The sequence below is a fragment of the Kocuria sp. KRD140 genome, assembly GCF_017168375.1.
GTDB lineage: Bacteria > Actinomycetota > Actinomycetes > Actinomycetales > Micrococcaceae > Kocuria > Kocuria marina.
Genome location: NZ_JABFAW010000002.1, coordinates 309,566 through 324,044 on the forward strand (window position 1 = coordinate 309,566; position 14,479 = coordinate 324,044).

Here is a 14,479-nt window from a genome sequence, read left to right on the forward strand (position 1 = left end):
ACGCGCACGACCGCGGCCGTCGCACTGCGCAACGACGACGGCGCGGCACCGCCGGGAACCACCCGGGCGGCGCCGCGCCGTCGTCGTACAGGAAAAGGCGTACAGAAAACGCGAAGCGGATCAGCCTTCGGCGGGTCGAGCCTCCGCTGCCGCACGAGCCGCGGCGGGAAGGGCCGAGAGGATCCGGTCCATGGCCGAATCGTCGTGCGCCGCGGAGAGGAACCACGCCTCGAAGACCGAGGGCGGGAGGTAGACCCCGGCATCCAGCATGGAGTGGAAGAACGGCGTGTACCGGAAGCTCTCCTGAGCCTTGGCGTCCGCGTAGTCGTGTACCCCGCGGGCACCGGTCCCGAAGGCCACCGAGAACAGGTTGCCGGCCACCTGGATCGAGTGATCGACCCCGGCGGCATCGAGGGCCTCGTGCACCCCCGCCTGCAGCTGCTCGGAACGGCGGTCGATGGTCTGATACGCGATCCGGTCCGCGCACTTGAGCGTCGCGATCCCCGCGGCCATAGCCACGGGGTTCCCGGACAGCGTGCCCGCCTGGTACACCGGGCCCATAGGGGCCAGGTACTCCATGATCTCGCGGCGCCCGCCCAGTGCGGCGGTGGGCAGTCCCCCGCCGATGACCTTGCCGAACGTGAACAGGTCCGGGACCCAGTCCTCGCCGTTCTGGTTGCTGAGCCCCCAGTACCCGGCCTCGTGGACGCGGAAGCCCGTGAGCACCTCGTCCAGAATCATCAGGGCGCCGTTGTCCCGGGTGATCCGACGGATGTGCTCGTTGAAGTCGTTCTCCGGGGTGACCACGCCCATGTTGCACGGAGCGGCCTCGGTGATCACCGCGGCGATCTCACCGGGGTGCTCGGCGAAGACGGTCTCGAGCGCCGCGACGTCGTTGTAGGCCACCACGAGCGTCTGGGCGGCGGTGGCCTCGGTGACTCCCGCGGAACCCGGCAGGGCCAGGGTCGCGACACCGGAACCGGCCTCCGACAGGAGCGAATCCACGTGACCGTGGTAGCACCCGGCGAACTTGACCACCAGGTCGCGGCCCGTGAACCCGCGGGCCAGGCGCAGCGCCGTCATGGTGGCCTCGGTGCCCGTGGAGACCATGCGGATCTCCTCGAGCGGGGCCACGCGGTCCACCACGAGCTCGGCGAGTTCGGTCTCACCGCGCGTGGTGGCGCCGAAACCGAGACCGCGCTCCACGGCCTCGTGGACGGCCTCCGTGACCACGGGATGCGCGTGACCGATCAGCGCGGGGCCCCACGAGCACACCAGGTCCACGTACTCGCGCCCGTCCACGTCCGTGAGGTACGGGCCCTTGGCCGCGGCGATGAACGGCGGGGTACCGCCCACGGAGTTGAACGCGCGCACGGGCGAGTTGACGCCCCCGGGCATGACGCGCTGGGCGCGGTCGAACAGTTCTTGCGAAACACTCATGAGATCACTTCATTCCTTTCGCCGGGAGGCTCTCCCGGTGGGACCGTGCCGCGCGACGGCGCGGGCGCGGGGGTTCTGGGGTTACCTGCCGTTCTCCTCATGGAACCAGCGGGCGAGCTCGGTCGCGTAGTAGGTCAGGATCGAGTTGGCCCCGGCGCGCTTGATGGACAGCACGGACTCGCGGATCGCGGCGTCGCGGTTGATCCAGCCGTTCGCCGCGGCGGCCTCGATCATCGCGTACTCACCCGAGATCTGGTACGCCGAGACCGGCACGGGGGACGCGTCCGCGACCTCGCGCAGGATGTCCAGATAGCTCATGGCCGGCTTGACCATGACCATGTCCGCGCCCTCGTCCAGGTCCAGCTGCAGCTCCAGCAGGGCCTCCCGGCGGTTCGCAGGATCCATCTGATAGGTTTTGCGGTCACCCGTGAGCGTGGAGTCCACGGCTTCACGGAACGGGCCGTAGAACGCGGACGAGTACTTGGCGCTGTAGGCGAGGATCGACACGTCCTCGCGGCCCGCAGCGTCCAGTGCCGCGCGGATCACGCCCACCTGGCCGTCCATCATCCCGGAGGGTCCCAGCATGTGGGCGCCGGCCTCGGCCTGGGCCAGGCCCATGCGGCCGTAGATCTCCAGGGTGCGATCGTTGTCCACGCGGCCCTGATCATCCAGCACGCCGCAGTGGCCGTGATCGGTGAACTCGTCCAGGCACAGGTCCGACATGACCACGATGTCGTCCCCCACCTCGTCACGCACGGCACGGATCCCGCGGTTGAGAATGCCGTCCGGGTCCAGCGCGGCGGAGCCCTCTGCGTCGCGGGTCTGCGGGATCCCGAACAACATGAAGCCGCCCAGCCCCAGCTCCACGGCTTCGGCGGCCGCGCGCTTGAGAGAGTCCATGTTGTGCTGCACCACACCGGGCATCGAGGCCAGGGGCTGCGGCTCGTCGAGTCCTTCCTTGACGAACACGGGCAGGATCAGCTCGGACGGCGTCACGCGGGTCTCCGCGGTGAACCGGCGCATGGCCGGGGTACTGCGCAGTCTGCGGGGCCGTGACACGAGGTCGTACGACACGTCATGGTCGGTCATGGTTCACATCTCCTGATCATCGAAATCTTTGAGTCGTCACGGGGCGGGTCGTTGCGGGCTCGGCGTGACCGTCCCGCTCCGGCGCCGAAGTGTCCGGCTCACCCAGCGCCCGCGATACGGCGTCGGCCAGGGCCGCTGGGGTCGGTTGCGCGGAGGTCATCGGGTCGACTCCGCGGGCCCGCAGCGCGCGGGCGGTCGGTTCCCCGATCGCGATCCACGCCGTGGCGGCCGCGGGCGTCATGCCCTCCAGCAGGGCGTCCGCGCGCGACGGCGCCGTGACCACCACCGCGGCCAGCTCACCGGACGCGCACGCGGCCCGAGCGGCGTCGGCGCCCCATTCCTCGGGGGCTTCCGGTGTGGTTGCGGTCCCGGCACCGGGGGCGCGCAGCGGGCGGTCCGCCGGGGCCGGGACGGTGTCGTACGCGGTGATCCGCACGACGTCGTACCCCCGCTCCCGCAGTCCGCTCACGAGGGCGTCGGACGCGAGCGCCGAGACCGGCACGAGGGCCCGCACCGGGGCCCCGGATGCACCCGGGTGCTCCTCGGGCCACTCGGCGAGCATGCCCGCCGCGCTCGAGACGCGCGCGGGGACGAAATCCACGCCCACACCATACTCCCCCAGCGCGCGGACGGTCGCCTCGCCCACCGCGGCGACCCGCAGCGCGGGCTCACCGGCCTCGGTGCGGTGACGAGCGGAGGGCCGCCGAGCGGCGTCGAGCGCGGCACCCCACTGCGGGGTGGGGGCGACCGCGGCAAGCGCCGCCACCGTGGTCGCGGACGTCACGCACAACCACGTGGGACCGCTCGGGCCGGTGGCCTCGGCCAGCAGCTCCCGCAGTGATTCCACGTCCGACGGCAACTGGGCCTCGAGCAGGGGCGAGGCGCACGGCTCGTACCCGCGTTCCCGCAGCAGCACCGCCAGGGCGCTCGCGGAAGCGGGGTCGCGGGTGATGAGCACGCGCGCCGCGGTCACAGGCTCAACCGTGCCAACCGGTCCGCGCCGTGGGCCAACAGGTCCTCCGCGACCCGCTGACCGAGAGCCCGCGCGGCCTCGACCGAGGGTTCCGGCGCGGACTCCGTGCGGCGCATGACCTCGGAGCCGTCCGGATTCGCCACGACGACGTCCAGTTCGAGATCACCGTCCACGAGGCGTGCGAAGGTTCCCACAGGTGCGGCGCAGCCCGCCTCGAGACGAGCCAGCACCGAGCGCTCCGCGGTGACCGCGAGCCGCGTGGGCAGGTGGTCCACCGCGGCCAGACCGGTCGCGAGACCCGAGTCCGCCGCGAGTTCCGCCGAGACCTCGAGCGCGAGCGCACCCTGGCCCGGGGCCGGCAGCATCCGGTGCGGATCCAGGTACTCGGTGATCCGCCCCTCGAGGCCCAGGCGCTTGAGGCCCGACGCCGCGAGCACCACCGCGTCGAGGTCCCCCGGGTCCCCGGGAGCCACGCGGTTGAGCCGCGTGCCCACGTTGCCGCGGATGTCCACGATGCGCAGGTCGGGGCGCAGCGCGCGCAACTGCGCGACGCGCCGCGGCGAGCCCGTGCCCACGGCCGCGCCCTCCGGCAGTTCGTCGAGGGTCAGACCGTCACGGGCGCACAGGGCGTCCCGCGGGTCCTCACGCTGCGGCAGCGCGGCAATGGTGAGCCCCGTGACCGCCGCGGTGGGCAGGTCCTTGAGGGAGTGCACGGCCAGGTCCACGGCGCCATCGAGCACCTGGGACCGCAACGCCGTGGCGAAGACCCCTGTACCGCCCAACTGGGACAGCGGCCCGGTGAGCACGTCGCCCTCGGTGCGCACGGTGACCAGCTCGTGGTCGATGCCCCCGGCACGGGAGACGGCCTCGGCCGCCCACCGGCTCTGGGTCATGGCCAGCTGCGAGCCTCGGGTGCCCACCCTGAACACGGGTCCACTCACCGGTGGATCACCTCGCCGTTCTCGTCGAGCCCCACGGGGATCGGCTCGCCGACGGGCCGCTGGGCGATCGTGGGGCGGGGTTCGCTCTGGCCGCGCAGCACCTTCACGCAGCAGTCCGGGGCGCACGTGTCGAACCACGTGCCCTGGGCGCACGCGGATACCCGCGGGGGCGCGGTGGGCGTGCCCAGCCGCTGCTCCACGAGGTCCGCGAGCGCGGCCACGAACTCGGGATCGGTGCCGGCGGTGGGGATGCGCTCGAACTCCAGGCCGGCCTCGGCCGCGGCGTCACGGGCCTCGGTGTCGAGGTCCCAGAGCACCTCCATGTGGTCCGAGACGAAGCCCAGGGGCACCACGGCCACGCCGGTGACGCCCTTGCCAGGCAGCTCCTCGATGACGTCGCAGATGTCCGGTTCGAGCCACGGGACCTGCGGGGGCCCGGAGCGGGACTGGTACACGAGCTCCCACTCCACCCCGTTCATGGGCTCGCCCACCTGCTCCACGATCCAGCGCGCGGCCGCAAGGTGCTGCGCCACGTAGGCGGAGTCCCCCTCGAAGCTCATCCGCTGGGAGCCGGCCGCGTTGGCGTCCGTCATGGGCACGGAGTGGGTGGTGAACAGCACGCGCACGGGTCCGTCAGTACGCTCGCGCAGGGCGAGCAGCGAGTCCCGCAGCTTGGTGGCGTACGGGCGCAGGAAGCCCTCGGAGTCGTAGTACTGCCGGATCTTCTCCACGTGCAGCTCGTCCTGCAGCCCCGTCTCCTCCAGGCCCACGCCGTAGTCCTCCCGGTACTGGCGGCAGCTGGAGTACCCGGAGTACGCGCTCGTGGCGAGCACCAGGAGGTCCCGGTACCCGCGCTCGTGGCTCTCGCGCAGAACGTCCGCCACGTACGGGTCCCAGTTGCGGTTGGCGAGCAGCACGGGCAGCTCCACACCACGACGCCGCAGCTCGGCCTCGAGCGCATCGCGCAGCGCCCGGTTCTGGGCGTTGATGGGGCTCACGCCGCCGTTCGCACGGTAGTGGGTGGCCACCTCCTCGAGCCGCTCGTCCGGGATGCCGCGGCCGCGCGTGACGTTGCGCAGGAACGGGATCACGTCCTCCTGACCCTCCGGCCCGCCGAAGGAGGAGAGGATCAGGGCGTCGAAGCTGTGCGGCGCGTTGGCGCGCTCGGCACTCAGGGCATTGGTCTCTCGGGTGTCAGTCATCTCAGTCAAGCACCTCGGCAATCTCGTGGGTGGTGATCCGGCGCCCCGTGTAGAACGGGGTCTCCTCGCGCACGTGCAGGCGTGCCTCGGTGTTGCGGAAGTGGCGCATGATGTCCACCAGGTCCACGAGCTCGGGGGCCTCGAGCGCGAGCAACCACTCGAAGTCGTTGAGCCCGAAGCACGCGATCGTGTTGGCGAGCACCTGCGGGTACTCACGGGCCTTCATGCCGTGGTTCTTGAGCATCTCACCGCGGCGCTGCGGGTTCATGTAGTACCACTCGTAGGAGCGCACGAACGGGTACACACACACCCAGTCCTTGGCTTCCGCACCGCGCGCGAACGCCGGCGAGTGGTTGGACGTGAACTCCGCCTCGCGGTGCACACCCATGGCGTTCCAGGATTGCCGGGTGCCCGCGAGCAGCGGCTGACGGCGCAGTTGCCGGATCGCGGCCTGCAGGGCGTCCGGTTCCTTGCCCGTGAGCCACAGCATCAGATCGGCGCTCTCGCGCATCCCGGAGACGTCGTACACGCCGCGCACGGTGACGCCCCGACCCTCGAGGTCCTTCACGAGCTCGTCGAACGCGCTGCGGTTGGCCTGCGAGTCCGCGTCCCGCGGGCGCTCACCCGTCCGCTCGAACACCGTGTAACCGGCCCAGTACAGCGTGTCCCCGCCGGCCTGTGCCGCGTCCTGGCGTGCCTCGGTTGCGTGCTCACTCATCGTGTGTGCTCCCTTTCGACTTCTCGTTCTGTTCACGTTCGATGGTTCTCGTCCCGCGCAGCACTGCCCGGGCTGCGCGGACGACGTCGCACGGCTCGGTCCCGCGCGCGGCGGTCCCTCAGTTCGGGGTCACGTCGAACCCGTGGTGCTTGAGCAGGGTCCTGACCTGGTGGCGGGTGTCGGCGACGACCGCCGCGAGTCCCGTGCCGGACAGCCACGCCCCCACGGCCGCGGCGTCCGGGACGTCCTTGAGCGCCCGGCGGAACCCCGTGACGCGGGCGCTGTGACCCGCGTCCGTGCGCGGCAGGGCGGTGTGCCACCGCACGACGTCCGCGCCCACGAGCTGTTCCGGTTCGATCGGTACGCCCAGCAGCGTGCTCGCGTCCCCGAGGGCGAGCGAGATGAGGTGCTTGTCCTCGAGCGTGACCTCCGGGGAGGGGCCCGATCCACGCGGGGTGGCCCGGCCGTAGGATAACCGCACCACGTGGCGGTGCTCCCCGGCCTCGCGAGCCACCCACTTCCACTTGGCCGTGGCGTGGGTCAGGGCCTTGGCGCGCACCTCGCGCACGTCGTCGCTCACGAGCAGACCGGTACCGCGGGGTGCACTGTCCAGGGCGGGGCAATCCAGCACGAGGGTGGCGAGCGCGATCCGGGGCCCCGAGCGAGGCGTGAAGTTCTGGACGTCGCTGACCTGCGTGCCGAGCAAGCGCACCGTGGTGGGTCCGTCCGTGGCCATCACGAGCAGTTCCCCGCGGGCCACGGCCGTCTTGTCCCCGTTCACGGGTTGGCGCTGGATCACCATCCACCCGGGCCTGCGCGGGTCGCGGTCCAGGGCGATGACGTCGTAGCGGGTCACGAGCTTGACGCCCAACCGCTCCGCGTCCCGCACGAGCCGTTCGCTGAGCAGGTTCATCCCGCCGTCGAGACCGGCCACGTTCGCACCCGCGGGGCTCGCTGTGCGCAGTGCACCCGCGGCCGCGCCCAGGCTGCCGAGTTCGCGCAAGCGGGCGCGCAAACCGGGGGCCACGGCGTCGACGTCGAGTTCGTCCGGGTGGGTCGAGTAGACCCCGGAGACGAACGGGGTGACCAACCGGTCCAGCACGCGCTGGCCCATGCGGGCACGCACGAGACCGCCGATGGAACGCTCCCCCGCGCCCACGCGGGCCGGCAACGCCCTGTCCATGCGCGCACGGGCCACGCCCGCCCGGCCCAGGGGCTTGCGCAGCTCCGGTGCGGTGGGGTCCGCGGGGATCCCGAGCACCCCGGACTTGGGTGCGGGCACCGCACCCTCAGGGAGTTGCAACCAGGAGCCCGCGGGATGGGGGGTGACCACGCGGTCGGAGAGCCCGAGTTCCTCGAGCAGATCGGGTACGGCGTCCGAGCGTGTGGCGAAGGATTCCGCGCCGGAGTCCAGGACGAGTCCCGCCACCTCGTGGGCACCCACGGCGCCGCCGAAGTGGTCCGAGGCCTCGACCAGGGTCACGCGCAGACCGGCGCGCGCCAGGTCACGGGCGGCCGTCAACCCGGCGACGCCGCCGCCCACCACGAGAGCCGTGCGAGGACGCCGTGGCGCGGTGCGCCGCTGGGCACCGGGGGAAGTTGTCACCGAGTCTCCTTGTGGATGAAGGTCACCAGTTCGCTCAGCACGTCCGGGTCCGTCTCCGGCGGCACGCCGTGGCCCAGGTTGACCACGTGACCGGGGGCGCTGCGACCGCGGCGCAGAACGTCGCGGGCGTGCTCGTGTAGCACCTCCCGCGGGGCGGCGAGCAGCGCGGGATCGATGTTGCCCTGCACCACGGTGCGCCCACCCAGACGCTGCGATGCGACGTCCAACGGGATGCGGTAATCCACACCCACGGCGTCCGCTCCCGCGTCCCGCATGGCGGCCAACAGCTCGCCCGTACCCGTGCCGAAATGGATCCGCGGTACCCCCAGGTCCGCCACGGCGGCGAGCGCGTCCGCGGAGTGGCGCTGGACGTGCGCCTCGTAGTCGGCGAGCGATAGGGAGCCCGCCCACGAGTCGAACAACTGCACGGCCGAGGCCCCCGCTTCCACTTGGGCGCGCAGGAACGCTCCGGAGGTGCGCGCGGCCCACTCGGCCAGAGCGGTCCAGGACGCGGGATCCGCGTGCATCATGGTGCGCGGGCGCAAGTGGTCGCGCGAGGGCCCGCCCTCCACGGCGTATGCGGCGATCGTGAACGGCGCGCCCGCGAAACCGATCAGCGGGGTGTCCCCGAGCTCGGCGACCGTGCGCGCCACGGCCTCGCGGATCGGGTCCAACGCCGAGTCCGGCAGTTCGGGCAGCGCGGTGACGTCCGCGGCGGTGCGCACGGGGTGGTCGAGCACCGGGCCGCGCCCGGCCACGATGTCCACGGCCACCGAGGCGAGCTTCATGGGCACCACGATGTCGGAGAAGAAGATGGCCGCGTCCACGCCGTGCCGGCGCACCGGCTGCAGGGTGATCTCCGCGGCGAGGTCCGGGGTCAGGCACGCCTCGAGCATCCCCGTGCCCTCCCGGGCGGCGCGGTACTCGGGCAGCGAGCGACCCGCCTGACGCATGAACCACACGGGCGTGTGCGCGGCGGGGAGCCCCCGCAGGGTACTGATCAGGGGGGAGTCGGCCACACCCGCCGAGCGCAGCGGGTGCTCGGTGGGCAGCGCGGCGATGCGCTGCTCCCACGCGTGATCGCCGCCCGGCTCCGTGGCCGCGGCGGGATCATGGGGGGACTCGGCGCGGCGGGATTCTACGGTGCGATCATTCTGGGAAGCCATAATGGCCCCATTGTGCCAAAGGAGCCCGCCGGTTTTGATGACGTAGTGTCCGCCGGGAACACAATCTCTGCGCCGGGTGCGCCCAGTGGTTATGCTGAGCGAGCCAGGATGAATTCGTCTAGGATGGCCGGATTGTGGTTCTTTTCTGTCTTGTCGCATCGCACCGTTCCGTCGACCTCAACACCGTCGCACGGTTGAGCACGGGGGCTCTCGGGGTGGCCGAGGAGGCCGTGTCCCAGGGCGCGCTCTCGGGGGCCATCACGCTATCCACGTGCAACCGGCTCGAACTCTACGCTGAGCTGCCCGAGGACGGGACCCGCGACGTCGCCCTGGCCCAGCAGCAGCTCGCCGAACGCGTGGCTGAGCGCGCGGGGCTGGACGAACGCTTCGTCCTGGAGACCATGGACACCTACCACGGCACCGAGGTCCCGCAACACCTGTTCACCGTGGTCTCCGGTCTGGAGTCCGCCGTGGTGGGCGAGCGTGAGATCACCGGACAGGTCCGCCGCGCGCTGAACCAGGCCCGCCAGTCCGGCACCGCTTCGGGACACCTCGTGCAGTTATTCGAGGCCGCCGCCCGCACCGCACGTGAGGTCGGGGCCCGCACCGGCCTCGGTGAGCGGGGACGCTCCATCGTGTCCGTGGCCCTGGACCTCGCCGACGACATCACCCGCGGCAGCTGGCCCAACCGGCACGCCCTGATCTTCGGCACCGGCGCGTACGCCGGCGCCACCATGGCCGCGCTGCGCGACCGCGGCTGCGCGGACATCGAGGTCTACTCCGGTTCCGGACGCGCCCAGCAGTTCACGGACCAACGCGGCGGCTCCCCCGTCACGGAGGTCGAGCTGCCGGCGGCACTGCGCCGCGCGGACGTCGTGATCGGCTGCTCGGGCGGCTCCGCCCCCATACCGGCGTCCGCCTTCCCGAGCGGACCGCGCACCGTGATCGACCTCGCGCTGGCGCGGGACTTCGACCCCGCCGTCGCGGACCTGCCGGACGTGGAGCTGATCACCCTGGAATCGGTGCGCGTGGCCGCACCCGAGGAGACCCGCGAGTCCGTGAGCGCGGCGCGCGAGATCGTGGACGAGGCCGCCCAGGGCTTCGCGGCAGCCCAGAACGCCCGCACCATGGACCAGGCCATCGTGGCGCTGCGCAAGCACACCATGGCCGTGCTGGACACCGAACTCGAGAAGGTCCGTGCCCACCACGGCTGCACCGGCGCGGAGGAACAGATCGAGATGGCCATGCGCCGCATGGTCCGCTCACTGCTGCACATCCCCACCGTCCGTGCCCGTCAGCTCGCCGCGGAGGGCCGCGCGGACGAATACATTTCCGGATTGGAAGCGCTGTTCGGTCTGGAGGTCGCACCACCGCAGACCCTCCCCGCGGATCAGGATCCCCTCGCTGAACGATCCCCCTCAGACACCCCGCGTCCCCGCGCGGCCGGTTGAAGCCACGACGGGCGAGGGCCCGTCACAGAGGAGGACCCCATGAACGCTCCCGATGCACGCGACGCGCCCGCGCCCACCGGCCACACGCGGGCCCCTCGCATGACCCGGGACCAGCGGCGGGAGCAGCTATTGAGCACGGCACTGCGGGTGTTCTCCGAAGGCGGCTACCACTCGACCTCCATGGACGAGATCGCCGCCGCGGCCGGGGTCTCCAAACCGGTGCTCTACCAGCACTTCCCGGGTAAGCGGGACCTGTTCCTGGCGCTCGTGCAGTTCACGCTCGCGGAACTGTCCGAGAAGCTCGAGCGGTCCCTGGCCAGCGCCGAGACCAACAAGGCGCGGGTGCAGAACGTGATCGACACCCACTTCGAGTTCGTGAACAGCCGGCCGGAGGCCCATCGGCTCGTGTTCAGCGCGGACCTCATGTCCTTCCCCGAGGTCGCGGCGCAACTGGACGAGTTCTACCAGGGGATTGCCGTGGCCGTGGCCGCGGTGCTCGGACCCAAAGCGGGCATGCCACCGGCCCAGGCCATCATGCTGTCCCGGGGCCTCGTGCACCTGGTCCAGACCTCCGCTGTGTTCTGGACCCGCCACCCGGAAGCGGGCACACGCGAAGAGGTCCAGGACCGGATTTTCCGTTTAGCCTGGGGCGGAATCAGGACGCTCGACGAGGAGCGCCGGGAACCTGCTCCTAAACTGATCGGCAACGACCGAGGCTGACGCGCCCGCCCCTCACCGGGGTGCGCGGCACCTGGAAGACATGGTCCGGCCCGTGATCACCGTGGGCCGGTGACGCCGCAGGAGGTACTCATGGAAATCAAGATCGGGATTCAGAACGTGGCCCGCGAGCTCGTGGTCAACGCCGACCTCTCCGCGGACGAGGTGCAGACCAAGGTCACGGAGGCGCTGAGCTCCGGCGCACCGCTCGTGCTGCAGGACACCAAGGGTTCCACCACCGTGGTCCCCTCCGCGAGCATCGGCTACGTGGAGACCGGCCAGGAGACCAAGCGAAAGGTGGGTTTCACCCCCCTGCCCCTCGGCTGAACCGCCCACGCCGTGAGGCCCCCGGACCACCGCGTCCGGGGGCCTCACCGTTTTGCGGGTACACTGGAGGTGTTTATCAGGATGACCGGTCGTCCCATGAGACCGTCACGTTCACTTGTTACCCGGCTTCGGCCCGCGCCCGGAAGGTCCCGCGCCTTCCGCTGAGCGCCCGGGCGGGGTGCGTTTCACGATCGGCTTCCTCTCACAGCGCGGCGGCCCCCGCTTCGTGCCGCTCCGTCCTCCGGGACGGCCCGGCCGATGATCCGGTGTGGTGCCCCGCGCCGACCCGTGAAGGACATTCGTGACCGATATCACTGCAACACCCGAACACGACATCATCGAGCCGGACGAGGCCGGGACCCAGGCGGTCGACACCGCCGAACCCGTGACCGAGTCCTCGTTCGCGGACTTCGGCGTCCGCCAGGACATCGTGGACGCGCTCGCCGAGCACGGCATCACCTCCCCGTTCCCCATCCAGGCCATGACGCTGCCCATCGCACTGTCCGGCCAGGACATCATCGGTCAGGCCAAGACCGGTACCGGCAAGACCCTCGGTTTCGGCATCCCCGCACTGCAGCGTGCCGTAGGCCGTGACGACGACGGCTGGGCCCAGTTGAAGAAGCCCGGCGCCCCCCAGGCATTGATCGTGGTCCCCACGCGTGAGCTCGCGGTCCAGGTGGGCAGCGACCTCGCGATCGCCGCCAAGACCCGCAACGCCCGCGTGGCCACGATCTACGGTGGCCGCCCCTACGAGTCGCAGATCGCCGAGCTCGAAAAGGGCGTGGAGGTCGTCGTGGGCACCCCCGGGCGCCTGATCGACCTCAACCGCCAGCACTTCCTGGACCTGAGCCACGTGCGCATGGTCGTGCTGGACGAGGCGGACGAGATGCTGGACCTGGGCTTCCTCCCGGACGTGGAGAAGCTGCTGGCCACGGTTCCGCAGGTGCGCCAAACCATGCTGTTCTCCGCGACCATGCCCGGCCCCGTGGTGGCCATGGCACGGCGGTACATGACCCGGCCCATGCACATCCGTGCGGCCGCCCCGGACGAGGGCAGCACCAAGAAGGACATCCGTCAGGTCATCTACCGTGCCCACCACCTGGACAAGGACGAGGTCGTCGCGCGCATCCTGCAGGCCGAGGGCCGGGGACGGACCATCATCTTCACGCGTACCAAACGCGCGGCCGCCAAGCTCGCGGACGAGCTCATCCACCGCGGTTTCGCCGCCGCTCCCCTGCACGGCGACCTGGGCCAGGGCGCCCGCGAGCAGGCGCTGCGCGCGTTCCGTCACGGCAAGGTGGACGTGCTTGTGGCCACGGACGTCGCCGCGCGAGGGATCGACGTTGAGGACGTCACCCACGTGATCAACTTCCAGTGCCCCGAGGACGAGAAGACCTACCTGCACCGCACCGGGCGCACCGGGCGCGCGGGCAACAAGGGCACGGCCATCACGTTCGTGGACTGGGACGACGTCCCCCGCTGGCGCCTGATCGACAATGCCCTGGAGCTGGGCGTGCCCGAACCCGTGGAGACCTACTCGTCCTCCGATCACCTCTACACGGACCTGAACATCCCGCGCGGCGTCAAGGGCAAGCTGCCCAAGTCGCAGCGCACGCTCGAGGGCCTCGACGCCGAGGAGCTCGAGGACCTCGGTGACGGCAGGCCGCAGCACTCCGAGAAGCGTTCGGGCCGCGGCGGTCGCGGTGGTTCCGGTGGCCGCAACGGCTCCGGCGCACGACGCCGCTCGGGCGGTTCCGACCCCCGCAGCGGCTCCGCGGGGCGCTCCCAGGCGGAGAACCAGCGGCCCCGCTCCGAGCAGGGCGAGCGTTCCCGGGAGACCTCCGTGGAGGACACGGGCGAGGGCACCAAGCGGCGCCGACGGCGTCGTCGTTCCTCGGGGCAGAACAAGGCTGCCCAGGGCGGTCAGCAGGCGCAGCAGTCCTCTGCAGCGGGAGAGTAGATGGCGCAGTGGGAGCCCTTCGCATTCGATGCGGAGGGCACCAGCGCGATCGTGCACGGTGAGAACCTCAACGTGCTGGAGGGGCTGCCGGACGAGGCGTTCTCCCTGGTGTACCTGGACCCCCCGTTCAACACGGGCAGGGACCAGGTGCGCCGCACCACTCGCTCCGTCCCCGCGGCCGCGGGCGAGGGCGATCGCGTGGGCTTCGCGGGGCGTTCCTACGAAACGATCATGGGCTCGTTGCTGCGCTACGAGGACTCGTTCGCGGACTACCTGGGCTTCCTGGAACCCCGGCTGATGCATGCCCGGCGCGTGCTGGCCACGCACGGGACGCTGTACGTGCACCTGGACTACCGCGAGGTGCACTACGTCAAGGTGCTGCTGGACGCGCTGTTCGGCCGCCGGTGCTTCCTCAACGAGATCATCTGGGCCTACGACTTCGGCGGACGCACCGCCAAGCGATGGCCGGCCAAGCACGACACGATCCTGGTCTACGTCAAGGATCCGACCGCCTACCACTTCAACTCCGCGGACGTGGACCGGGAGCCGTACATGGCCCCGGGGCTCGTGGGTCCCGTCAAAGCCGCGCGCGGCAAGCTGCCCACGGACGTGTGGTGGCACACGATCGTCTCCCCCACGGGCAAGGAAAAGACCGGTTATCCCACGCAGAAACCCGCCGGGGTGTTGCGCCGGATCGTCACGGCGTCCTCGCGTCCCGGGGACTGGGTGCTGGACTTCTTCGCAGGCTCGGGGACCACGGGCGCGGTCAGCGAGCAACTGGGCCGGAAGTTCGTGTGCGTGGACTCCAACCCCGAGGCCGTGGACGTCATGCGTCGGCGCCTGCCGGATACGGCGGTGTTCAGCGCGTCCTGATCCGGTTCACGAGCCG

At 71.1% G+C, this 14,479-nt stretch carries 13 protein-coding genes; 5 read left to right on the forward strand and 8 right to left on the reverse strand.

Translation table 11 applies throughout. From position 1 onward, the window contains the following. Positions 1-120 precede the first annotated feature (120 nt). The 8 genes from hemL to hemE form a co-directional block, all read right to left on the reverse strand. Positions 121-1,440: a glutamate-1-semialdehyde 2,1-aminomutase gene (hemL, locus tag J1M36_RS03610; RefSeq protein ID WP_064846089.1), complete on the reverse strand. Its 1,320-nt coding sequence runs from the start codon at positions 1,438-1,440 to the stop codon at positions 121-123. Between the two features lie 81 nt (positions 1,441-1,521). After that, on the reverse strand, positions 1,522-2,529 hold the full coding sequence (gene hemB / locus J1M36_RS03615; RefSeq protein ID WP_064846088.1) for a porphobilinogen synthase: 1,008 nt from the start codon (positions 2,527-2,529) through the stop codon (positions 1,522-1,524). A gap of 16 nt (positions 2,530-2,545) precedes the next feature. Continuing rightward, entirely contained in the window at positions 2,546-3,502 is a 957-nt protein-coding gene (locus tag J1M36_RS03620; protein ID WP_064846087.1) for a uroporphyrinogen-III synthase, read from the reverse strand. Next, complete coding sequence (gene hemC / locus J1M36_RS03625; RefSeq protein WP_064846086.1) at positions 3,499-4,443, reverse strand: hydroxymethylbilane synthase; 945 nt, start codon at positions 4,441-4,443, stop codon at positions 3,499-3,501. The genes J1M36_RS03620 and hemC overlap by 4 nt, the downstream gene beginning before the upstream one ends. After that, a complete protein-coding gene (locus J1M36_RS03630; protein WP_064846085.1) occupies positions 4,440-5,645 on the reverse strand; it encodes a ferrochelatase in 1,206 nt (401 codons plus the stop codon). The genes hemC and J1M36_RS03630 overlap by 4 nt, the downstream gene beginning before the upstream one ends. 1 nt (position 5,646) lies before the next feature. Next, positions 5,647-6,363 carry a hydrogen peroxide-dependent heme synthase gene (gene hemQ / locus J1M36_RS03635; protein WP_064846084.1) on the reverse strand — a complete coding sequence of 239 codons (717 nt, stop codon included), beginning with the start codon at positions 6,361-6,363 and terminating at the stop codon, positions 5,647-5,649. A gap of 118 nt (positions 6,364-6,481) precedes the next feature. Then, positions 6,482-7,969 carry a protoporphyrinogen oxidase gene (hemG, locus tag J1M36_RS03640; protein WP_085107679.1) on the reverse strand — a complete coding sequence of 496 codons (1,488 nt, stop codon included), beginning with the start codon at positions 7,967-7,969 and terminating at the stop codon, positions 6,482-6,484. Continuing rightward, positions 7,966-9,135: a uroporphyrinogen decarboxylase gene (gene hemE, locus J1M36_RS03645; RefSeq protein WP_098053937.1), complete on the reverse strand. Its 1,170-nt coding sequence runs from the start codon at positions 9,133-9,135 to the stop codon at positions 7,966-7,968. The genes hemG and hemE overlap by 4 nt, the downstream gene beginning before the upstream one ends. 134 nt (positions 9,136-9,269) lie before the next feature. Here hemE and J1M36_RS03650 point away from each other — a divergent pair, with 134 nt between their 5' ends. The 5 genes from J1M36_RS03650 to J1M36_RS03670 all read left to right on the forward strand — a co-directional run bounded on the left by J1M36_RS03650 (position 9,270) and on the right by J1M36_RS03670 (position 14,463). Then, positions 9,270-10,586, forward strand: a complete 1,317-nt coding sequence (locus tag J1M36_RS03650) for a glutamyl-tRNA reductase (RefSeq protein WP_064846081.1) — start codon at positions 9,270-9,272, stop codon at positions 10,584-10,586. Positions 10,587-10,625: 39 nt separating this feature from the next. Beyond that, positions 10,626-11,306, forward strand: a complete 681-nt coding sequence (locus J1M36_RS03655; protein WP_206478674.1) for a TetR/AcrR family transcriptional regulator — start codon at positions 10,626-10,628, stop codon at positions 11,304-11,306. Positions 11,307-11,396: 90 nt separating this feature from the next. Next, the gene (locus tag J1M36_RS03660) at positions 11,397-11,630 is read left to right on the forward strand and encodes a DUF3107 domain-containing protein (RefSeq protein ID WP_035965329.1); all 234 of its coding nucleotides are present in this window, start codon (positions 11,397-11,399) and stop codon (positions 11,628-11,630) included. Positions 11,631-11,967: 337 nt separating this feature from the next. Beyond that, positions 11,968-13,590: a DEAD/DEAH box helicase gene (locus tag J1M36_RS03665; RefSeq protein ID WP_342358281.1), complete on the forward strand. Its 1,623-nt coding sequence runs from the start codon at positions 11,968-11,970 to the stop codon at positions 13,588-13,590. Then, complete coding sequence (locus J1M36_RS03670; protein ID WP_064846078.1) at positions 13,591-14,463, forward strand: site-specific DNA-methyltransferase; 873 nt, start codon at positions 13,591-13,593, stop codon at positions 14,461-14,463. Positions 14,464-14,479 lie beyond the last annotated feature (16 nt).